This window comes from Terrilactibacillus tamarindi (assembly GCF_009718825.1).
In the GTDB taxonomy this organism is placed as follows: Bacteria; Bacillota; Bacilli; order Bacillales; family Sporolactobacillaceae; genus Terrilactibacillus; species Terrilactibacillus tamarindi.
Genome location: NZ_WNHB01000026.1, coordinates 18,393 through 40,783, shown reverse-complemented (window position 1 = coordinate 40,783; position 22,391 = coordinate 18,393). Strand labels below are relative to the sequence as shown.

22 protein-coding genes and 1 other annotated feature are annotated in these 22,391 nt (G+C 36.4%); of the genes, 17 read left to right on the top strand and 5 right to left on the bottom strand.

Going from position 1 to position 22,391, the window contains the following annotated elements; all coding sequences use genetic code 11:
- The first annotated feature begins 185 nt into the window (after positions 1 to 185).
- The 5 genes from GMB86_RS13860 to GMB86_RS13840 all read left to right on the top strand — a co-directional run bounded on the left by GMB86_RS13860 (position 186) and on the right by GMB86_RS13840 (position 5,426).
- Positions 186 to 902 carry a FadR/GntR family transcriptional regulator gene (locus GMB86_RS13860; protein ID WP_329602945.1) on the top strand — a complete coding sequence of 239 codons (717 nt, stop codon included), beginning with the start codon at positions 186 to 188 and terminating at the stop codon, positions 900 to 902.
- 189 nt (positions 903 to 1,091) lie between these two features.
- A complete protein-coding gene (locus tag GMB86_RS13855; protein ID WP_155220902.1) occupies positions 1,092 to 1,859 on the top strand; it encodes a (Fe-S)-binding protein in 768 nt (255 codons plus the stop codon).
- Positions 1,825 to 3,267, top strand: a complete 1,443-nt coding sequence (locus GMB86_RS13850; RefSeq protein WP_155220900.1) for a LutB/LldF family L-lactate oxidation iron-sulfur protein — start codon at positions 1,825 to 1,827, stop codon at positions 3,265 to 3,267. The genes GMB86_RS13855 and GMB86_RS13850 overlap by 35 nt, the downstream gene beginning before the upstream one ends.
- Entirely contained in the window at positions 3,267 to 3,965 is a 699-nt protein-coding gene (locus tag GMB86_RS13845) for a LutC/YkgG family protein (protein ID WP_155220898.1), read from the top strand. Before GMB86_RS13850 ends, GMB86_RS13845 begins: the two co-directional genes overlap by 1 nt.
- A gap of 330 nt (positions 3,966 to 4,295) precedes the next feature.
- Positions 4,296 to 5,426 carry an IS110 family RNA-guided transposase gene (locus tag GMB86_RS13840; protein WP_155220895.1) on the top strand — a complete coding sequence of 377 codons (1,131 nt, stop codon included), beginning with the start codon at positions 4,296 to 4,298 and terminating at the stop codon, positions 5,424 to 5,426.
- A gap of 846 nt (positions 5,427 to 6,272) precedes the next feature.
- On the opposite strand, the gene GMB86_RS16045 is transcribed toward GMB86_RS13840, so the two are convergent.
- Positions 6,273 to 6,395: a hypothetical protein gene (locus GMB86_RS16045; RefSeq protein WP_268987321.1), complete on the bottom strand. Its 123-nt coding sequence runs from the start codon at positions 6,393 to 6,395 to the stop codon at positions 6,273 to 6,275.
- Positions 6,396 to 6,522: 127 nt separating this feature from the next.
- Between GMB86_RS16045 and GMB86_RS13835 the strand changes: the two genes are divergently transcribed.
- Positions 6,523 to 7,929: an amino acid permease gene (locus tag GMB86_RS13835; protein WP_329602944.1), complete on the top strand. Its 1,407-nt coding sequence runs from the start codon at positions 6,523 to 6,525 to the stop codon at positions 7,927 to 7,929.
- 243 nt (positions 7,930 to 8,172) lie between these two features.
- Here the strand turns inward: GMB86_RS13835 and GMB86_RS13830 are convergent, their stop codons facing one another.
- Both GMB86_RS13830 and proB read right to left on the bottom strand, forming a co-directional pair.
- Entirely contained in the window at positions 8,173 to 9,417 is a 1,245-nt protein-coding gene (locus tag GMB86_RS13830) for a glutamate-5-semialdehyde dehydrogenase (RefSeq protein ID WP_155220891.1), read from the bottom strand.
- Between the two features lie 20 nt (positions 9,418 to 9,437).
- Positions 9,438 to 10,562: a glutamate 5-kinase gene (gene proB / locus GMB86_RS13825; protein WP_155220890.1), complete on the bottom strand. Its 1,125-nt coding sequence runs from the start codon at positions 10,560 to 10,562 to the stop codon at positions 9,438 to 9,440.
- Positions 10,563 to 10,636: 74 nt separating this feature from the next.
- Positions 10,637 to 10,857, bottom strand: a binding site (T-box leader).
- Positions 10,858 to 11,085: 228 nt separating this feature from the next.
- Between proB and GMB86_RS13820 the strand changes: the two genes are divergently transcribed.
- The 4 genes from GMB86_RS13820 to GMB86_RS15600 all read left to right on the top strand — a co-directional run bounded on the left by GMB86_RS13820 (position 11,086) and on the right by GMB86_RS15600 (position 13,904).
- Positions 11,086 to 12,276: a MalY/PatB family protein gene (locus GMB86_RS13820; RefSeq protein WP_155220888.1), complete on the top strand. Its 1,191-nt coding sequence runs from the start codon at positions 11,086 to 11,088 to the stop codon at positions 12,274 to 12,276.
- A 437-nt stretch (positions 12,277 to 12,713) separates the two neighbouring features.
- On the top strand, positions 12,714 to 13,148 hold the full coding sequence (locus GMB86_RS13810; protein WP_155220886.1) for a hypothetical protein: 435 nt from the start codon (positions 12,714 to 12,716) through the stop codon (positions 13,146 to 13,148).
- Complete coding sequence (locus GMB86_RS13805; protein WP_329602943.1) at positions 13,133 to 13,423, top strand: YxcD family protein; 291 nt, start codon at positions 13,133 to 13,135, stop codon at positions 13,421 to 13,423. Before GMB86_RS13810 ends, GMB86_RS13805 begins: the two co-directional genes overlap by 16 nt.
- A 331-nt stretch (positions 13,424 to 13,754) precedes the next feature.
- On the top strand, positions 13,755 to 13,904 hold the full coding sequence (locus GMB86_RS15600; protein WP_196220240.1) for a hypothetical protein: 150 nt from the start codon (positions 13,755 to 13,757) through the stop codon (positions 13,902 to 13,904).
- An 81-nt stretch (positions 13,905 to 13,985) separates the two neighbouring features.
- Here the strand turns inward: GMB86_RS15600 and gabR are convergent, their stop codons facing one another.
- On the bottom strand, positions 13,986 to 15,395 hold the full coding sequence (gabR, locus tag GMB86_RS13800) for a MocR-like transcriptional regulator GabR (protein ID WP_155220885.1): 1,410 nt from the start codon (positions 15,393 to 15,395) through the stop codon (positions 13,986 to 13,988).
- Positions 15,396 to 15,502: 107 nt separating this feature from the next.
- Between gabR and gabT the strand changes: the two genes are divergently transcribed.
- The 7 genes from gabT to GMB86_RS13765 all read left to right on the top strand — a co-directional run bounded on the left by gabT (position 15,503) and on the right by GMB86_RS13765 (position 21,503).
- Positions 15,503 to 16,819: a 4-aminobutyrate--2-oxoglutarate transaminase gene (gene gabT / locus GMB86_RS13795; protein ID WP_155220883.1), complete on the top strand. Its 1,317-nt coding sequence runs from the start codon at positions 15,503 to 15,505 to the stop codon at positions 16,817 to 16,819.
- A gap of 203 nt (positions 16,820 to 17,022) precedes the next feature.
- Positions 17,023 to 17,175, top strand: coding sequence for an ATP-dependent Clp protease proteolytic subunit (locus GMB86_RS16120; RefSeq protein WP_408033843.1), 153 nt, complete (start codon positions 17,023 to 17,025; stop codon positions 17,173 to 17,175).
- A gap of 228 nt (positions 17,176 to 17,403) precedes the next feature.
- Complete coding sequence (locus GMB86_RS13785; RefSeq protein ID WP_155220880.1) at positions 17,404 to 17,631, top strand: FeoA family protein; 228 nt, start codon at positions 17,404 to 17,406, stop codon at positions 17,629 to 17,631.
- Positions 17,631 to 19,628 (top strand): ferrous iron transport protein B, encoded by a 1,998-nt coding sequence (feoB, locus tag GMB86_RS13780; protein ID WP_155220876.1) that lies wholly within the window; start codon positions 17,631 to 17,633, stop codon positions 19,626 to 19,628. Before GMB86_RS13785 ends, feoB begins: the two co-directional genes overlap by 1 nt.
- Positions 19,629 to 19,665: 37 nt before the next feature.
- Entirely contained in the window at positions 19,666 to 19,866 is a 201-nt protein-coding gene (locus tag GMB86_RS13775; RefSeq protein WP_196220239.1) for a FeoB-associated Cys-rich membrane protein, read from the top strand.
- A 339-nt stretch (positions 19,867 to 20,205) separates the two neighbouring features.
- On the top strand, positions 20,206 to 20,964 hold the full coding sequence (locus tag GMB86_RS13770; RefSeq protein WP_155220905.1) for a threonine/serine exporter family protein: 759 nt from the start codon (positions 20,206 to 20,208) through the stop codon (positions 20,962 to 20,964).
- Positions 20,965 to 21,047: 83 nt separating this feature from the next.
- Positions 21,048 to 21,503: a threonine/serine exporter family protein gene (locus tag GMB86_RS13765; protein WP_329602946.1), complete on the top strand. Its 456-nt coding sequence runs from the start codon at positions 21,048 to 21,050 to the stop codon at positions 21,501 to 21,503.
- 448 nt (positions 21,504 to 21,951) lie between these two features.
- Here the strand turns inward: GMB86_RS13765 and GMB86_RS13760 are convergent, their stop codons facing one another.
- Complete coding sequence (locus GMB86_RS13760; protein ID WP_196220238.1) at positions 21,952 to 22,314, bottom strand: GRAM domain-containing protein; 363 nt, start codon at positions 22,312 to 22,314, stop codon at positions 21,952 to 21,954.
- Between the last annotated feature and the right edge of the window lie 77 nt (positions 22,315 to 22,391).

The window sequence follows — 22,391 nt, the reverse complement described above, 5'->3', positions numbered from 1 at the left end:
TGGTGCAATAAATCCGGAAGTGGTGCAATAAATCCGGAAGTGGTGCAATAAATCAGAAAGAGGCTCAATAAATCAGAAAGAACAGTCAACTAATAAAAAGAGAATAAAATAGAAAAATAGTTAAAATAAAGTTTATAATAAAGATATCATCATTAGATTATAAATAATCAGTAAGGGTGAATGTGGTGTCCTATAAAATTATTAAGAGCAAGAAGATCTATGAAGAAGTAGCTGATCAATTGTTGAATATGATTACTACAGGTGTATTAAAGCCAGGTGATAAATTAGATTCTGTTCAAAAATTATCCGAAAAATTTGAAGTTGGGCGTTCAGCAGTAAGGGAGGCTCTCAGTGCATTAAGGGCAATGGGACTTGTAGAAATGAAACAAGGCGAGGGCACATTCATAAAATATTATGATCCTCACTCCTTTTCACAATCATTGACCAATCTACTACTTATGGAGAAAAAAGATTTAGAGGATTTATTGGATGTAAGAAAAATATTAGAATTAGGGGCGGTAGAATCAGCGGCTTTAAAACGAAATGAACAAGATTTAAATGCCATTAAGGCAGTTTTAAACAATATGAAAGTTTCAACCATGGAGAGTACAGATATTGGTGAGAAGGCGGATATCGATTTTCACATTGCCATCGCTAAAGCTGCTCATAATCCTTTATTGGAGAATCTTATGTTAAGTGTATCGGAAGCTATTTCAAAATCAATGAAAGAAACACGACGTATCTGGATTTTTTCTAAAACAACAACACTTGAAAAGCTATTTGAACAGCATCAAAATATTTATGAAGCTATAAAAAGAAAAGATGTAGAAAAATCAAAAACACTTATGGAGTATCATTTAAACAGCGTTCAAAAAACATTATTAACCTATATGCATGAATGATTAAGATTGATTAAATCTTAATCATTGAAATTTAAAAGCTTGATTTTTGAATTAAATGTGTTTTAATTGTGTATATTGGATGACTTTTTATAATCAGGTCATCAGATGACCTGATTATAAAAAGGTGTTATATATTGTGGTACAAAACAATCCAATTCCAATACTAGAGTTATAGAAAGGGTGATTAGATTGAAAGTTTCCTTATTCATTACATGTTTAGGAGAGCTTTTCTATGCAAAAGTCGGGAAAGATGTCACGGAGATTCTAGAAAGACTTGGTTGTGAAGTTGATTTTCCAAAAGGTCAAATTTGTTGCGGACAACCGGCTTTTAATAGTGGGTATCTAAACGATGCGAAAAAAGCAGCTAAACAAATGATCCACGCATTTGAAGATGCTGATTATATTGTCAGTCCTTCTGGTTCCTGTACGACCATGTTTCGTGAATACCCTAAAATGTTTGTTGATGAGCCAGGTTGGAAATTAAAAGCTGAAGCAATGGCCGATAAGACATATGAATTCACTCAATTTATTGTTCATGTTCTTGGTGTTGAAGATCTAGGGGCAGAATACGAAGCAAAAGCAACCGTTCATACATCTTGCCATATGTCACGTTTACTTGGCGAAAAAGAAGCCCCTTTTAGACTATTAAAACACGTTAAAGGTTTAGAAGTTATACCGCTTCCTAACAATTATGATTGTTGCGGTTTTGGTGGAACTTTTTCTGTTAAAATGTCACCAATATCAGAAGAAATGGTTGATGAAAAGGTCAGACACATTGAAGAAACTGAGGCAGAGTTGGTTATAGGCTCTGATTGTAGCTGTCTTATGAATATTGGTGGACGAATCAACCGAAAAGGAAAGAAAATTGAAGTGAAGCATATTGCAGAGATATTAAATCATCATGTTAAGGGAGGCTCTCATCATGCCAATGAAAATAGGGAATCAACCCTTCTTTGATCGTGTTGATGAAGGAATAAACAATGATTTTATGCAAAATGCGGTATCTTCTGCACAAGATGGCTTGCGTGGAAGAAAGTTAAATGCAACAATCTATGATAAATCATTGGTAGATTGGGAAATATGGCGTAGTGCAGGTGAAGAAATTAGACGTCACACATTAGAAAATCTGGATTACTATCTTAAGCAATTAAGTGATAATTGGGCGGCAAAAGGTGGTCACGTCTATTTTGCTGAAACTGTAGAAGACGCACAACATTATATCCAAAAAGTTGTCAAGCAAAAAAACGCAAAAAAAGTCGTTAAAGCTAAATCAATGGTAACAGAGGAAATAAGTCTAAATGAAGCACTTGAAGATATTGGATGTACAGTATTAGAAACGGATCTAGCTGAATACATTCTTCAAGTCGATGATCATGATAGTCCATCGCACATTGTGGTGCCATCATTACATAAAAATAGAGGCCAAATGCGAGATGCGCTAAGAAAAGTTGGTTATAAAAACTCAGATAAACCAGAAGAAATTGCAGCTTTCGCAAGAGAAACACTTAGGCAAGAATTTTTGGATGCTGAAGTCGGTATTACAGGCTGCAACTTTGCCATTGCGAATTCTGGGAGTGTCTCACTTGTTACCAACGAAGGAAATGCCAATATGGTTACCTCATTCCCTGAAACACAGATTACAGTCATGGGGATGGAAAGAATCGTACCTTCATGGGAAGAACTTGATATATTGGTTACGTTACTATGTAGAAGTTCTGTTGGGCAAAAGTTAACAACGTATGTAACAGGTATTACGCCAGGAGAAAATATAGAAGATATTGATAGCCCAAAAGATTTTCACCTCGTGATCGTTGATGCGGGTCGATCAAATGCCTTAGGCACTGAATTTCAAAGTGCTCTGCACTGTATTCGTTGTGCTGCGTGCGTGAATGTTTGTCCAGTTTATCGTCATATTGGTGGGCACGCTTACGGATCAATCTATCCGGGACCTATTGGTGCCGTTTTATCACCCATTCTTGGTGGATATGAAGAATACGGAAAATTACCTTATGCATCAAGCTTATGTGCGGCTTGCACCGAAGCTTGTCCAGTAAAAATTCCTTTACATGAGCTTTTGATCAAACACCGTCAGCATATCGTTAATGGTGAAGGCCATGCTCCATTAGGTGAAAAACTTGCTATGAAAGGTTTTGGAATCGGCGCAAGTTCGCCATCATTATTTAAAATGGCAACCAAATTAGCTCCTAAAGCAATGAAACCTTTGGTTAAGGACGGGAAAATAAGTAAGGGACCAGGACCAATGAAACCATGGACACACGGACGAGATTTCCCAGCTCCAAGTTCTGAAAACTTTAGAGAATGGTTCAAAAATCATAAAAAGGAAACAAAAAAGGGTGAAGAGTGATGCCGGGTACTGTTGAAAATCAAGATACATTTCTAAATAAAATAGCCACAAAATTAGGTAGAGAGCGAAATCAACATGTAAAAAAACCAGAATGGAATTTTCAACCTCAATGGGATGTTTATCAATCCCGTTCTCAAGATGAACTTTTAGATGTTCTCAAGAAGTCTTGTCAACCTCTACATACAAAAGTGTATGAGACTAATCTAAGCAAACTTCCAGATACATTGCAGAGTGTCATCCAAGATTATGATGGCGGCCCCATCATAGCGTGTAAAGATGATCGTTTTGATGAATATGGGCTATCAAAAGTATTAAATAAACTAAATGTATTTACATGGGATTTGACTGAGGGCCAATCAAACATTGAAAAAGCGCAGTCTGCAAATATTGGCCTTGTTTTTAGTGACATAACCCTAGCGGAATCTGGAACTGCTATGCTTATGAATGATGCAGAGAAAGCTCGATCAGTGAGTTTATTGCCGGTTACATCTATTGTGATTATACCCAAGAGTTCGATAGTTCCTCGTTTAAGTCAAGCCACTCGAAAAATTAACGAGTTTGTTAAAGAAGGGAAATTAATACCTAACTATATTAACTTCATTTCAGGTCCAAGTAACAGTGCCGATATCGAGATGAATCTAGTCGTTGGAGTTCACGGTCCAATTAAAGTTGCCTTTATTATTGTAAATGATAAATAATAATTTAAAATTTAGAGAGCTAAGTGTTTAATTAAGATAATAAACCAAAGGATAGTTAGTCCATAATAAGGACTGATTATCCTTTTTTATTCTTAATTATAAATCAAAATTCTCAATTAGCAAATGACGATTTTATGAATTTTTTATATTAATCCTTATTGTTTCTCAAGAAAATGATTAACCGTTTCTACAACAATATTGTTCATTTATAAAGTTATCATGAACGAAACTAGCCCCTTACTCGTATTTCGTAGGTTAATTTGGTTAAACTGAATTACTACAAAAAACAAACCAAATCAGTGCTACATTACGAAAGGAGCTAGTTATATTATGAAGGATAACACAAAATACGTTGGTTTAGACGTGTCAAAAGAAAAAATCGCTGTTGCTATTGCAGATGAAGGTAGAAATGAGCCAAGATATTTTGGAATGATCCCTAATAAACCAGAGGCATTAAAAAAATTAATAAAAAAGTTAGGGTCAATCGAACAACTGAAATTCTGTTATGAAGCAGGTCCTACTGGATATGGTATTTATCGAGTATTACTTAGTATAGGCGTGGAATGTGAAGTGATCGCTCCTTCCCTTATTCCTCAAAAACCTGGTGACCGTGTTAAGACAGATCGTCGTGATGCTATTCGTCTAGCTCAATTATATCGTGCAGGAGAACTAACTCCTATACATGTTCCAACTAAGGAAGATGAAGCACTACGAGACTTAGTCCGAGCTCGGGAAGATGCGAAAGAAGATGAGTTACGTGCGAAACATCGTTTAACTAAATTTTTACTACGATATGATATTCATCCACCAAAAGGTATAAACAAGTGGACTTATGCCTATCGAGAATGGCTAGACAGCCTTTCTTTTGAATCCTCAATGCAAAAGGTCGTATTTCAAGAATATCGTCAACACTTAGTAGAAATTGATCAACGTATTCAACGTTTAGAAAAAGAAATTGAGATTCACGCAGAAGAAGGGTATCATGCACCAATGATCCAAGCACTACGTGTTTTAAGAGGAGTAGCTACTATTACATCTACTGCATTAGTAGCTGAAATTGGATCATTTCAACGCTTTAAGACAGCCAAACAATTCATGTCATATTTAGGATTAGTGCCAAGTGAAAGTTCCAGTGGTGAAGTAAGAAAACAAGGGAAAATCACAAAGACTGGAAACCAACATGCACGTCGTTTATTAATAGAGTCTGCTTGGAGCTACCGTTACAAACCTGTTGTTAAAGGTAAATTAAAAAAGAGACAAGAAGGACAGTCTACGAGTATGACCGCCATTTCATGGAAAGCTCAACATCGTTTGCATAATAAATATTACCGTTTATTATCAAAAGGAAAGGCTGCACCGAAAGCGATAACTGCGGTCGCAAGAGAATTGGCAGGTTTTATCTGGGCTATTGCCAAAGAAGTAGAAACAAATAGGGAGCCTTTTTTAGAAATTGTAAAGTAAAGAGTAAAGTAGACAACCTCTCGAATAGTTTATAAGAATTAAAATGGTTAGAAGCAATGTGAAAGAATTTATATAGAACTTAATGAGTAAGCATAGGGCTCGGAGGCAAAGGTAAAAACCGGAAAGGAGAACCCACGGGTTTCACTTGTGACAATCCTAAATAGGATGGACTCACGTATAAAGTTCGTGGAAGCTCCCGAGACGGAAAGATAAAATGTGAAAACCCACGGATATCAGTATGATCACCGTCGTTGAGTAGTTTTGCCTTCGTGCCGTGTACTTAACCATTTAAGTTCAATGAATAGTCCTTTGAATGGAGTATAAAAAACTTGACACGGAGCCTCTGCGAGCATGATTCATACGTCAAGACGCCAGTTTTTAAAAAGAAATTGACGCCTACCTAAAAAAGGTTATCATGCCCGCCACTCCGTATAAAGTTTTTTGTGAAAATGCAAAAAATGTGCTCCTCTCTTTGGAGTGGCCAAAAATAGCACATTTTAATAAATTTTTGAGTAAGGCTTGAAAGTTTCGTTCATATCAGTGAAACTTCAATCAGTAGGGTTTATTTCATCCCCCACCTAGGAATGCTCGTTTACACTCATTACCTTGAGGTGGGATCTTTACTAGTCGTTAATGTGGGATAAATTGTTAAGTATTTACAATAGATCTTCATTTTGTTTATAAATAATCTAAATTCTAAAATTTCTCTTTACATGTTGTGTCGAATTATGTAGAATACTAACTATTCATGTTGTTTTATTATTGCTTATAGATTTTATATAAAAGATCAATTTTTCAAAAAAAGGCGCCTTGAAGAGGTTGTTCAAAAAGTCACCAAATGATAAGCTACGAATCTCGGCGTTGGCTTGTTTTTCCGGTCCTCATGTAGCAAAAACCTACATTCCGGTCCTCAAAACAGCGCCGCCTTGATCTTCTTACTTCTAATTTGTCACCTTTTTGAACACGCACTTGAAGAGATCTTGAAAAATTTATAAAGCTTTTATGTTTTGAGAATAATTGGGGAAAATAGGCATGTTAATGATTCTAATGCACCCTAAAAATTCATACTATTCATACAGCAGTGAGGAGTCATAAAGTGGAATTATTTAGAAAGAAATCTATACCTTATTTAATCAAACAAGGACAAGGAAAATCACAATTAAGTAAATCGTTAGGTGCTTTTGATTTAACGATGCTAGGGGTAGGCGCAGTTATAGGAACAGGAATATTTGTTTTAACAGGTATTGTAGCTGCGACAGATTCCGGACCAGGAATTATATTATCTTTCATATTATCGGGAATAGCCTGTGTGTTTGCGGCATTATGTTATGCAGAATTTGCCTCAATCGTACCTGTCTCTGGTAGTGCATATACTTACAGCTATGCAGCGTTTGGGGAAGTGATTGCATGGATCTTAGGTTGGGATTTAATTCTAGAATATGGACTTGCTTCTTCTGTAGTTGCTAGCGGTTGGTCAGGATACTTTCAAGGTTTACTAGCTGGGTTTGGAATACATATTCCAAAAGCCATAAGCAGTGCCTATAATCCGGGAGCTGGCACTTATGTAGATGTTTTAGCCATTGTTATCGTTGGAATTATTACACTTGTATTATTAGCAGGTGTGAAGCAATCGACCAAAATTAATAATATTATGGTATTGATTAAAATAGCCGTTGTTCTTTTATTTATCGTTGTCGGGGCTTTCTTTGTAAAACCAGATAACTGGACGCCATTTATGCCGTTTGGTTTTTCCGGAGTTTTAAACGGAGCGGCAACTGCCTTTTTAGCGTATATCGGTTTCGATGCTGTCTCTTCAGCAGCTGAAGAAGTGAAAAATCCACAAAAAAATATGCCAATTGGAATCATTTCGTCATTATTAGTTTGTACAGTTTTGTATGTAGCCGTTTCTGCTATTTTAACGGGCATGGTTCCTTACACAGATCTTAATGTAAAAAACCCTGTTGCTTTTGCTCTTCAAGTTGTTGATCAAAACTGGGTGGCTGGTTTTGTTTCTCTTGGTGCCATTGTTGGTATAACCACGGTACTATTTGTTATGATGTATGGCCAAACGCGATTATTTTTTGCCATTAGTCGAGATGGTTTATTGCCAAAAAGACTATCTAAAGTTCATCCAAAACGTAAAACACCTACATTAACCATTGTTTTAACTTTTATTATGGTTTCAGTATTTTCCGGCTTAGTGCCACTTAATCATTTAGCCGAATTAACGAATATCGGTACAATGTTTGCCTTTATCGTTGTCGCCATTGGCGTGGTTGTTTTAAGATATACACAGCCTAATTTAAAAAGAAACTTTAAAGTGCCGTTCGTTCCTATTATACCTTTACTTGCCGTTCTTTCTTGTGGGTATCTGATGCTCAATTTGAAATCGGTAACGTGGAAAGCGTTTGGCATTTGGTTCATCATTGGAATAGTCATTTATTTCATTTACTCAAGGAAACACAGTGAATTAAACAAAAATGCAAATCAACAGAATAGATAACCATTTTTAAAAAGAAGAGTCAAATACAAATCGTGTTTGGCTCTTCTTCAAGTTTTGATCATTTTACAAAAAAAGGCCGATTAAAACCTTGTCAACTCTTTAAAATTATAAACTAAAAAAGAGACTTAATTTAAAGCCTCAATTAGGTAATAGAAAAAGCCATCAGCTAATTTAAATGATATCTAAAGTGAAGGTTTATACTTTAGAACACATTTAAATTTTTTGGATGGCTTTTTACAATCATTATCTTATTTGCCCCTGTCCATTGACGAGATATTTAATGGTTGTAAGGACGGGAAGCCCCATTGGGCCACGGGCATGGAGTTTTTGCGTACTAATGCCAATTTCTGCACCAAACCCAAATTCTTCACCATCTGTAAAGCGTGTAGAGGCATTATGGTAAAGAGTGGATGCATCAACTTCTTGAAAGAAGCGATCAACATGTTCTTGAGTTTCAGAAACAATAGCCTCTGAATGCTTTGTCGAATAGCGATTAATGTGTTCGATTGCTTCATCTAAATGTTCAACAATTTTTATAGCGACAATATAGTCATTATACTCGGTTTCCCAGTCTTCTTCAGTTGCTACAGGAAAGTCAGGGTATAATCCAGCAACCGTTTGATCAAGTCTGCATTCTACGTTTGCATCAGTTAGTTTCTTAAGGAGACCCTCTCCAAATGAATCAAACCATGATCGATGAATAATAATCGTTTCGACTGAATTACATACAGATGGACGTTGTACTTTGGCATTTAAAGAGATTGAAACGGCCATGTCAAAAGACGCACTATTGTCAATATACAGGTGGCAATTACCGGCACCTGTTTCGATGACAGGTACACTTGCTTGATTCAAAACAGCTTGTATCAAGGATGCACTACCCCTGGGGATCAAAACATCCAAATATTTTTTTAGTTGAAAGAATTGAGTGGCTGTCTCTCTGCTTACATCCTCTAGTAATTGTACGGCAGTAGACGGAATGGCTGTTTTTTCTAAAGCATTTTGGATGATTTCAACGAGGCATTTGTTCGTATTTAAAGCTGATGAACTGCCCCTTAAATAAACGGCATTTCCGGTTTTTAAGCAAAGACCAGTTGCGTCAACCGTAACGTTTGGTCTTGCTTCATACACCATTCCAACGACACCGAGAGGGACCCGAACTTTTCTAATTTGCATATGATTAGGATGAGACCACTCATCGAGAACATCTCCGATTGGATCTGGTAAAGTCACGAGTTTTCGTAAAGCATTTGAAATATCGATGATGCGTTCTTCTGTTAATCTCAAACGATCAAGATAAGAATGATTTGAACCATTTTCTTCAGCAAGTTGAAGATCTTTAAGATTAGCGTTTATTATTTCTGGTATCGAATGTTGAAGAGACTCAGCAATTTGTAACAACGCAGCATTTTTTTCTTCAGTTGATAATTTTGTCATTTGACTAGCGGCACTCTTTACGAGTGCGGCTTTTTGTAATAAATCACTCATACACTTCACACCTCATCTTTTTAATCTGTCCATTTTTTATAAGAAACCCAATTGTCGCGATGAATGACTTCAGGATGCTGTTTAGGGATAAATTCTAATGAATCTTGATTTGAAAGCTGTTTCATGGCTTTTAACGTATCGGATGAATAGTTGACTTGACCTTTTCCAAGGACATGGTTATTTCGATCTAATAATTGAATCACTTCACCAGCAGAAAAATGTCCATTAATATGTTTAATTCCTGCGGGTAAAAGGCTTTTTCCCTGGTCAAGAAGGGCTGTTACGGCTCCATCGTCAATTTCGATATTACCAGACACTGGAGAGTGCAAGGCAATCCACTGTTCTGGTACTTTTAATGAGGGCTTTAGATTGACATCTCCAATATATGTGCCGTCCCCTTCACCATGAAGAATTTGAAGACATTTATTTTCTCCTTCTCCCGTCCCAATGAACGTACGTACGCCAAGTGAAAGGGCTGTTTGCGCAGCGAGTAACTTTGATTTCATCCCGCCGGTACCCACTTTTGAGCGGGAAGTACTTTTAGCAAACCCAAGTAATTCATCCGTAATATCTGGTAAAAAGTCATATCGTTTGGCATTAGGATTGTGATGGGGATTGTCGTTATACAAACCATTTATATCCGTTAATATGATGAGCAGATCTGCATGTACGAGTCCGCTAACAAGAGCAGAAAGCATATCATTGTCCCCGAAAGTTAATTCTTCGAGAGAAACCGAGTCGTTTTCATTAATAATAGGAATGACATTTCTTTTAAGTAATTCTGATAATGCAGAATAGGCATGCGTCATTTGTTCACGTTTTTGAAAATCTTGTCTCGTTAATAAAAGCTGAGCGCAAACAAGATCGTGTTTCATAAATTGGTTAGCATAGGCATTTAAGAGTCTAACTTGGCCAACTGCAGCTGCCGCCTGTTTACCAGCAATGGTGACAGGTCTTGAAGGATAACCAAGACCACTATAACCACTGGCTACAGCACCAGACGATACAATAATGACATCATGCCCGTCTTGTTTTAACCGGCTAATAGCATCCGTATGATCTTTTAATTTAAAATCGCTAACTTCACCTTGACTGTTCGTAAGAGAACTACTACCGATTTTAACGACGATTCTTTTTTTTCTCATCAGTTCCGTTTCCTTTCAATCTCTGTCTCTTAGGCATTCATTAAGGCAATTAAAAAAGCCACTCTTCCATCCTTCATAAGGACGGGAGAGTGACTTACCCGCGGTACCACCTTGATTAGCATTATTATCTAATGCTCACTTTAATCTCTATAACGTAGAGGACGATTAGGTTAATTAGCCTAATGGCTCAAGGGGCAGGTTCAATGGGTGATGGCAATGGAATCTTTCAGCCGGTGAATTCCAATCTCTTTTGCTCTCAAGGTCGCCATTTACTATTCCCTATCAACGCATTCCGATATCTTATTTTCTACATATTATGTTCAATAATCTTATGGTTGTCAAGTCATATTTTTACTAGACGAAGTTAATTAACAGAAAAGAGTAAATATAAAAGGAATTAATCATTGTTAAGCGAAGGCGGGATTGCATTTTACTGTCGGCTGTCCACATATCACTTAAAATATATGTTATAGTATGTAAAAGAAAAAATCCAGTCACCGATTAGACGAATGGGGGAAATGGAATGGTTTACAATTTTGATGAAGTGATTGATCGTTTTGGAACAGGAAGTTCAAAATGGGACAAACTTGAACAATTATTTGGAAGTAAAGAAGTGCTACCAGTTTGGGTGGCCGATATGGACTTCCGAGTACCGGAGCAGGTAGTTAACGCATTAAGAGAACGAGTCGATCATGGCATATTTGGCTATACAAACAACACGGAGCCGTACTTCAATGCAGTAATTAATTGGATGAAAAGAAGACATGATTGGCAGATCAAGAAAGAGTGGATCTGTCATAGTCCTGGTATTGTGACGGCACTAAATCTTATTGTTTCCGGTTTTACTGAACCAGGAGAGCATGTTTTGATTCAGACTCCAGTCTATCATCCATTTAAACATGCGATCGAAAATCATGATCGCGTTTGTGTCACTAATTCTTTAAAAGTTGAAGATGGTAAATATAAAATGGATTTAGAAGACCTCGAAGAAAAGTTTAAAAAATACGATGTTAAATGTATGATTCTTTGTAGTCCTCATAATCCTGTAGGTCGCGTTTGGACAAAAGATGAACTCTTGGCATTAGCAGATCTATGTCTTAAATATGACGTATTAGTTGTAGCAGATGAAATTCATGCTGATTTAGTATTTGAAGGTTCGAAGCACATCTGTTTTGCAAGTCTATCCGATGAGATAAAAAATAAGACCATCGTTTGCACAGCTCCAAGCAAAACATTTAATATTGCAGGTTTGCAGCATTCAAATATTATCATTCCAAATCCTCAATTAAGATCACAATTTAAAAAAGAAGCGAATAAATTCGAGCTGTCACAACCCAACTCTTTTGGCCCTACGGCGACTGAAGTGGCATATAATCAAGGTGAAGAATGGCTTGATGCTTGTATTGATTATATTTATGAAAATTATAAATATGCCAAAGACTATTTTGAAAAAAATATTCCGGAACTTTCTATGTCAGAGTTAGAAGGGACTTATTTAGCCTGGGTTGATTGCCGAAAACTTGGTTTAAATCGAAAAGAACTTGAGCAGTTTATGATTAGAGAAGCTAAAGTCGGTTTTAATCAAGGAGCTATGTTTGGAGGCGAAGGCGAAGGATTTGTTCGGTTTAATTTGGCTTGCCCACGTCAAATTGTTAAAGAAGCTTTAACTAGATTAGAACAAGCGATCAAAGCTAAATGTAGAAACTTGGTATGAATTAATATAAAAGGATCTATCTTAACACATAGATCCTTTTATAAAACATATTATTAGTACCTAATCATAATAACAGATATAATGTATAAGTATAAAATGTGGATGGTGATTGAAACTGAATTCAAAAGCTAAAATAACGGGTTTAGGAACCTATGTCCCGGGTAATATAGTAATGAACCATGATTTAGAAAAGATAGTGGATACCTCAGATAGGACAAATTAAGAAAAATGATAAGATTATTTTGTACGGATTTGGTGGTGGCTTAACCCATTGTGGTCAATTAATCAAATGGCCATATGAATCATAATGATGGATTAATAGTTGAAGAGAAGAGACTAAAAGCTAAAAAAATAATTTTTTTGAAACCTTTATATTAGAGTAACCGTATTAATAGGTGTCATATTTCTTGTGACTAAATAGAGGAGGATAACTATTCATGATGAAAAAAATAGCTGCAGCGTTTCTTGCTTTAACATTGGTATTTACACCTATTGCGAGTTCCTTTGTCTTCTTTGAGCCAAATACGGCAAGTGCCAAAGGCTATCGCTCAGGAGTTAAGTCATTTAAAGGTAACAACAATTCGGGTTCATTCTTTAATAGCAATAAATCTCAAAGAAATAACTCGACCGCAACACGCTCAAATGGATCTGCGTTTAATAGAGGCGGATTTATGAGAGGTATGTTCCTTGGTGGTTTATCTGGATTACTATTTGGAAGTATGTTAGCGAACATGGGAGCATTTGGCCAGATGGCAGGATTATTAATTAATATACTTGCGATTGTAGCCATCATTGCCCTTATTCGTTATATCTTCTTTAATCGCAAGAGAAATCGTAAAAATGAGGATGATCGTCCGTGGGGGAACAGATAATAACAGAGCAAGATATTATCAATGCAATTTGTTTGTTTCAAGCAAATAAGAAAGACGTAAGACCAGAAGCAGTTGAAGCTGAGCTCATGTATGATGACGAATATGGGTTTTCTGCTGAAACTTATGTAAATGGCAGAAAAATGGTTCTGATTGAGTCCAATCTTATTGAAGCGATTCGCTATTGGTTAGACACTGAAATGGGTGTTGATCCATATTCAACTGGTCTAGAATTGGTTTTAGATGATGAACAAGGTATTATTGCTTATATGAAATAAAAAAAAAGCAAGAGAATTTGTCCTGCATTAACGGGCAGTAAGACCCCCACCTCAAGGTAATAAGTGTAAACGAGCATTTCTAGGTGGGGGATAACTGCCCGTAAAAGCCCGATTGGTTCAGGCTTTCAATCAGTGGGGGATGAAGAAAACCCCCACTGATTGAAGTTTCACTTTATCTCTTGCTTTTTACTTTTGGGTGCGCCCGGTATGGGTAATCTACTACTTGATTTATAACTGGTTTTAAAATTATTACTATTCCTTTATAAAGCGCTTGTTTCCGAATAATTAACCCTCTTTCAGTAAAGTATAATATTGAAAGAGGGCGAAAAGTATGAGAGACAAAAAAATGAATCAACCGACCATTGCAGAAGGTATGGATACCGAAGATGAATTAAAAAAACCAGCAACTAAAAGAGAAATAAAAAAGGGTGACTATACAAAAGTCACAACCGCATCATTAGATGAAAATGATCCAAGCTAGAAAAGTACACCGTCATTGAAACGGTGTACTTTTTTAATATGTTTTCATGATCATTGACCGATTTTTATTATCGTTAAGTTCCTATCCGTAAATGGCACGATATAATCGATTGACTCCTTCGTCAATATGTTCCTTAGGCAATTTAGCAAATCCAAGAACAAATGAGGGCCCTTGATTTGATTCTGGATTCGTTAAATAAAAGGGGTTCATGCTATAAAGCTCTATTTTCTCTTCTTTCGCCCGTTTTAAAATATGTTCAGTCGTTCGTTCTGTCTCAAATGTTATCCTAAAGTGTAAACCCGCATTAGCCCCCTCAATCTTCATTTTGTCACCAAAACGTGTTTCCAAAGCGAGCATAAGCATTTCTCTTCGTTCTTGATAAAGTTGTTTCATGCGTTTAATATGCTTTTGATATTCACCAGAATCAATAAATTCTTGCAATGTTAATTGTGTTAACACACTACAGCTTTGAAAAAAATCAGCATACTTTTTGCGGAAAACATATAAGAGATGCTGGGGGAGGATCATATAACTCACTCGAAGCCCAGGCATTAAAGATTTTGAAAAACAACCCATATAGATGACTTTCTCAAAGGTATCCAAACTTTGCAGGGCAGGAATTGTGTCACTTTCGTACTTAAATTCACTATCATAATCATCTTCTAGTATATAGCGAAAATTGGATTCCATCGCCCAATTTAATAGCTGGACGCGCCTTGCAATGGGCATTAATCGCCCAGTAGGGAATTGATGAGAGGGCGTAATATATACGACATTGGGGTTGAGTCGGCGAATATCACTTATCGATGCCCCTTTATCATCAAGACCAAAGGTTTGGACATTAACTTGTTCATTTTTCAGAAAGGTATAGATGCGATTATAACCTGGATCTTCCATAGAGACTGTTGAATTCTCTGGTATTAAGCGAATAAACATTTGCATGAGAAAGTGTGTTCCGGCGCCAAGAACGATTTGTTCTGGAAAGCATTTTACACCTCGGGTTAGAGAGATAAGTCTGCAAATGCTCTCCCGAACAGAATATAGGCCTTGGGGATGCTTAATATTATTCATTTGTTCACGTGAATGTTTAATCACTCTTTGTTCACAATGAACCCAACGATCAAATGGGAATTGCATCGTATCGGTCGCCATATGTGAAAAGGATATCCAATGGTTCAAAGGCTTTTCATCCTTTTCAAGAAGGTCCTGATGAAGCGGCTTTGACATGACTTGTTGATTGAATGAATCAATTTGCTCAATGTAAAATCCACTACGTTCTTTTGAATAAATATAGCCTTCTTCTAATAACTGTTGATAGGCATTATTGACTGAGTTAACACTCACACTCAATTCTTTAGCCAAGTCACGTTTAGATGGTAATTGTTGATGGGGCAAGTAGTGATGTTCTAAAATTTTAGTCTTGATTTGTTCGTAAATTTGACGATATAGAGGTACTTTTTTCTTTGACGTATCCAAACGAATCGTTAGCATATGATCACCCTCTGGTACCTAAAAAAATTGAAAATTGATACTTTTCATCATATCAAAAATAAGGCAATATGAAAATACAGAGAATGATGAAAGGGAGCTGATTTCGAATGACAGAAAATTTAGTAAAAACATCAAAAACAGAAGAACTTCAAGACAAACGTGATCGTTATGTCGCTAGAGGCGTTGGGAATGGGAATCGCCGTTTAGCAGCAAAAGCAAAAGGAGCTATTGTGACAGATTTGGATGGCAAGCGGTATATTGATTTTGCGGGTGCAATTGGAACTTTGAATGTGGGCCACTCTCATCCAAAAGTTGTAGAGGCAGTAAAAAAACAGTTAGATGACTATATTCATCCTGGATTCAATGTCATAATGTATCCATCCTATATTGAACTTGCTGAAAAATTATGTGAATTAGCTCCTGGTGATGATGAAAAACAAGTCATTTTATTAAATTCAGGTGCAGAAGCGGTTGAAAATGCTGTAAAAATAGCTCGCCGGTATACAGGAAGACAAGCGGTGGTCACATTTGACCGTGCCTTTCATGGTCGAACCAATTTAACGATGGGAATGACGGCTAAAGTCAATCCATATAAAACAGGCTTTGGCCCATTCAGCCCAGAAACTTATAAAGCACCGTTCCCTTATTATTACCAAAAACCAAAAGGCATGACAGATGACGAATACGATGAATTTGTGATCGAACAATTTGAAGCCTTTTTTGTGGGTGTTGTATCCCCTGAATCTGTGGCTTGTGTTGTGATGGAGCCTGTTCAAGGTGAAGGTGGTTTCATTATTCCTTCAAAACGGTTTGTTCAATATGTACGAGATTTCTGTACAAAGCATGGTATTTTATTTGTTGCTGATGAAATTCAGACTGGGTTTGCTAGAACAGGAAAAACTTTTGCCATTGAACATTTCGATGTCGTACCTGATTTAATGACGATTTCAAAATCACTTGCAGCAGGATTCCCGCTTAGTGGTGTTATCGGAAAGAAAGAATATGTTGATGCTTGTAATCCAGGTGAACTTGGTGGGACATACTGTGGGAGTCCTCTCGGATGCGTCGCAGCATTAGCCGTACTCGATATTTTAGTAGAAGAAAAGCTAAATGAAAGGTCTGAAGAAATTGGTGCGTTAATTGAAAAACAAGCACTGAAATGGCAAGAGCAATATGAATTTATTGGTGATGTAAGAAGACTCGGCGCGATGGCGGCTATCGAAATCGTTGAAGACCGTGCAACTCGCAAACCTGACAAAGCGAAAACAAGTGCCATCGTTAAGTATGCTAATGAAAATGGACTATTACTTTTAAACGCAGGGATTAAAGGAAATATAATTCGATTCTTGACGCCATTAGTCATAACAAATGACCAACTTAATGAAGGATTTTCAATTATAGAAGATGCGTTAGCAACTCTCTAAATCAATTAGATGATAGTCTATCTTGGTACGAAATTTGATTCAATAGGTTCATCAAATGAATGTATAGTACCTTTGACATATATGCCATTTATGTGATGTAAAATGGCATATATGTCTTTATTTATAATTTCACATTTATTCCGCATAAACGGCGAGTCTTCCCCCACCTCAAGGTAATGAGGTAAACGAGCTTTCCTACGGATATTGAAATAGCTCAACGTATTCTAAAAACCAAAAAGGATATTAATGAAATTATTGCAGAGACATCAGGTCAACCTTTAAATAAAGTTGAACAAGATACAGAACGTGATCATTCTTATCAGCCGAGGAAGCAAACGAATATGCTTATTGGATAAAATTATAACAAATGTATAATTAGAGTTTAAAGATGCTAGGGTATTTTTTTCTAGCATCTTTTTAACTAAATAGCGTTATTTACAGATATTTAGACACTTAATCTTAGTTTGTAATAAGTTCTTCACTAAAAATTCGAAAAATACATATTGTCTTCTGCCTAATTAACATTTATAATTGTACTTGAGAATAATTATCATTTTCATAGCTTGTACGATAGGAGGAACGACATGATCCTAACAGAATTAAAAAAAGGTGAAAAAGCGACCATATTAAATTTATCTAGAACAACAAAACTTGTCCAACGGAGATTGCTTGACTTAGGTGTAACTGAAGGAGAAGAAGTTTGTTATAAATGTGCTCTACCCTTTGGAGGTCCTTGCATGCTTGAAGTATGTGGGCAATGCATTGGCTTAAGACGAAACGAAGCAAAAGAAATACAGGTGGTGCGAACCTAATGGAAGTGGCATTACTTGGAAATCCGAATACAGGAAAAACATCACTCTTCAATGAACTAACAGGTTCATATGAATATGTTGGTAACTGGACTGGGGTTACTGTTGATAAAAAAGTTGGGACATTAAAAAAACAGATGGGCCAATTAATTGATTTGCCTGGAGTTTATGCACTAAATCCGATTTCTAAGGACGAAGGAATTGCAAGTCAGTATTTGTTAGAGAATCGTTTTACATCTGCTTTAAATATTGTTGATGCTTCTCAGCTTTCTAGAAACTTACATCTCACTGTTCAACTTCTTGAATTTGGAAAACCGTTAGTTATTGGTTTAAATATGGTGGATGTGGCAAAATCACGGGGAATCGCCATTGATGTTAATCAATTAAGTGAAGAATTAAATGTCCCTGTGCTTCCCATTGTTGCACGAACGGGCAAAGGATGTCATGACATCCTCAACTATTTCTCACTGAAAAACCAACACGTATCACACTTTACAATTGATTACGGAGAAAAAATTGAAAAAGCAATTGAAAATATAAGTGATTTATTGCATGAAGAACAACTCAATCATCGCTGGTTAGCCTTGCAATTGTTACAAGGAAATCGCGTTGTTCTTGATCATATTAAAATCAATAAAGGGATAGATATAGAAAGAATACAACGAATCATCCAAGAGCTTGATAAACATATTGAAGAAGTCGAAAAGTGTTCTCTAGTTCGCACCATTTATTCGAAAAGAAAACATATTATTGATGATATATTGTCAAAAGTCATTACAAGAGAAAAGAAGAGTGACCTTACATTTACAGATTCTATAGATAGTATCGTAACAAATAAATTTTTAGGGATTCCAATTTTTTTAGGCATTATGTATTTTATTTTTCACATGACGTTCAATTGGATTGGAACACCTGTTTCTGATTGGTTGGATGGTTTCTTTTCTGGGCCTTTAAGTGGGTGGATAGGTCAGGGACTGCAAGTTGTGCATGCAACCCCGTTTATACGAGCCTTAGTTTTAAATGGTCTTGTTGCAGGTGTGGGTGGGGTTATTGTGTTTGTTCCTCAGATGATTGTGCTATTTTTCTTTATTTCTCTCATTGAGGATTCTGGTTACATGGCCCGTGTTGCCCTTGTTATGGATCGAATCATGCAAGCGGCGGGGTTAAATGGGAAATCCTTTATTCCCCTAGTTATCGGTTTTGGGTGTAATATTCCTGGAATCATGGCGGCAAGATCCATTGAGCAACCTAAAGAGCGTCTAATAACCGTTTTAATTACGCCGCTAATGTCATGTTCAGCTAGACTTGCAGTTTATAGTTTATTTGCTGGCGCCTTTTTTGCAAAGTACCAGGCTCTCGTTGTACTCTCGTTGTATGTTCTTGGCATTCTACTTGCTCTTGTTATGGCCAAGATTTTTTCCCTTTTCTTTAAACATGAACATTCTGTTTTTGTTGTCGAGTTGCCTCCATATCGCATTCCTAATGCAAAAACACTGTTCAGAAGTACATGGGATAAGTCGAAAGGGTTTGTAAAAAAAGCAACGACCTTTATTCTTGGTGGGACAGTGGTGATTTGGTTATTATCATATGCAGGGCCACATGGCTTAAATGTCGATATTGATCATAGCTTTCTAGCCCTCGTTTGTGGTTATATTGCTCCTCTTGTTGCACCACTCGGATTTGGTACTTGGCAGGCGGCAACTGCTTTAGTCAGCGGATTTCTTGCTAAAGAAGCCGTTGTATCAACGATGAGTATCGTTTATCATGCTCCTCATAGCGGAACATTAACGGGTGTTATTAGTCAGGCATTTACACCACTTCAAGCCTATACTTTCATGGTGTTTTCTTTATTATATATTCCTTGCTTATCCACGGTTCCTGCAATTTATAAAGAAGTTGGAACTCGAAAGTTAACTTGGTTTACGGTGACGTATTGTGTTGTTTTGGCTTATATAGTTTCTCTTGTGATTTATCAAGGAGGTCGTCTAATGGGATTTTAATTCCATTTTGAACGATTCACAAAAGGAGTGAATGTTGATGCTATTTAGTTATATTTTCGGGATTCTTATTTTTGGTTATGCTGCTTGGACAATATCTCGGTTTATTAAAAAGAGCAAACAAGGTCGATGTGCCACTTGTGCCTTGCAAAAAGCATGTGAACAAAAACCCAGTACTTGCTCAAATGTCGTCCAGATACAGAAAAATGAGCCACAATTAATTAGAAATCAACATATTTGAAGATATGAAAACGTCCATTTCTATGGACGTTTTTTTGATGAGATAGCGATTGAGGCTATTAAATATCCAAGTTATTCCCCAAAAGGAAGCGTTATGAACATGAGGTAATATAGAGATAGGGGAAAAGTATTGAAAATACATTGATATTATCGTTCACATTCGTTAGAATATGTAAACTGATACTTATTTGAAGGACGATAGAAACTGATCATTTCAGAAGATGAATAGGTAGACTCGGATGAGACATATAAAAATCGTCCTAATTTGATCAAAAGGGTACTTGTAGTAATCTTTTTATATAAATTTTGGAGGAAATTTTTTTCTGGAGAGAGAGACATGATGGACGTACAACAGTCAGAATTAAAACAAGATATCGCAAAAGTATGTATGCTTGCAGGTAAAATCATGTTGCAAAATGGAGCGGAAACCTATCGCGTTGAAGATACGATGAATCGGATCGCTGCAAGTTTCCATTATCCCGATGCAAATAGTTTTGTTACACCAACTGGGATTATCTTTTCAATTGAAGGCATTAACACGACAAGACTATATCGGATTAAAGATCGCGGGACTGATTTATACAAAGTGACCTTAGTTAATAGTCTATCTAGAGTAATCTCTGACGGCCAACTATCCGTTAATGAAGCGTACGAAAAATTAAAAAATATTGAAGAAAATACAGACACCTATCCTATATGGCTTCATGTTCTTTCAGCTTCTATCATAAGTGGTTGTTTCCTTATAATGTTTAATGGAACATGGAAGGACTTTATTCCAGCCATGTTGTCAGGAGGCTTCGGGTATGCCATCAACTTATATACTCATGCTATGATAAAAATTCGTTTTCTAAGTGAGATGTTCTCTTCGTTTGTCATCGCTGTTGTCGCTTTTTTCTTAGTCGCTAATCACTATGGCACGGGGCTTGATGTCATTATCATCTCTTCATTAATGCCGCTTGTGCCAGGTGTATTAATCACAAATGCCGTGCGAGATTTGATGGCAGGAGATTTGGTATCTGGTTTGTCAAAGGGCGCTGAATCGATGTTAACGGCACTAGCTATGGGTGTCGGCGTAGCAATAGTCTTTAGTATTTTTTAGTCATAAGGTGAATGGCAAATGCAAACCAATGAGTCAAATAAATGAACAAGAAATATAGCTGACAATTTAGGAAGAGGTGAGAGATTATTATACTTTCGTTCATTCAACAACTTGTGACTAGTCTCATCGCAACGGGTGGTTTTGGAATCTTGTTTAATATCGAGAGGAACCGTTTAATTCATGGTGGCATTGTTGGTATGGTGGGATGGCTACTCTATTATTTTTTGATTGAATATCATGTGAATTCGTTAATCGCAATTGTCACCGCATCCCTTGTTATTGGAGTTATTAGTCATATTTTCGCAAAAAAATTCAAAACACCGATTATTATTTTTAGTGTTTCAGGTATTATTCCACTTGTACCAGGGGGACTTGCCTATGATGCCATGCGCCATTTTGTCGAAAATGATTATAATAACGCGATACAATTTGCCACCCAAACCTTTTTGTTCTCGGGAGCTATTGGTTTAGGACTGATACTAGCTGAAGTGTTCAATCAGTTTTTAGGCAAAACGCATTTAGCGAACCGAATTAAATAGTGTGGTAGCTTCGTAGGATTTAAGTTCCTTTAGGAAAATAGAACATACATTCCCGTGATATTTTGATAGTAATACTGCAATTTTCCCAATTTTTTTTCGCTCATGATATGTTAATATTTATATATAGAGTATTAGATTTTGTGGATTCATGTGCAGGAGTCTTACAATATCAGAAGATTTTTGAGGTCGTCATTGAATGACTCAAAGTTAACAATGCTCTCTACCCCCATATTTAATTATTTTTCTCATCCTTAGATTGTTAAAATGACAAATACAAGGTATATCAGTCTGTTAATACAACTAACGAATTGATATTTCTTGTACCTTTTGACAATGTGATGGATGAGTATTTTTTTGCCTTTGTAAATAAAACCTACCAAAAAAGGATACAAAAACCCAACTAATGTTAGTGACAGGAGAAGCCTTCCTGTCACATTTTATGATGGGATTAATCGATTATTTGAATGTGGTTTTTTAAATTCGTGATCATAGAGACGAGTGAAGTAGTATGAAAAAATTCGAAGTAATGTTTTTCTCCATGAGAAGAAACAATGAGATCTTGAGTGGAGTTTTCAGGCTTGATTCTTAACATACCAAATTCAATGTTTTCAAAATCGATAAATTGATAGTAGGGGGTAACGAGGGATGAGAAAAAAATGATACGCTGATTCGTTAAAGTGAAACTACCATGATAGGGAACATTGTGATTAACAAGGTGCATGTGGTACGAAGAGGCTAACCTTGCTTCAATTGTTTCGTTTTCTCTCAGTTTCAAACTTTTAAATTCAAACTCATTTCTTGCTATAGACATAATTTCAACTCCCATTTTCTTAACCATATCTTAATTATACTAAAGAAAATGAATAACAAACATATTTTATTCATAAA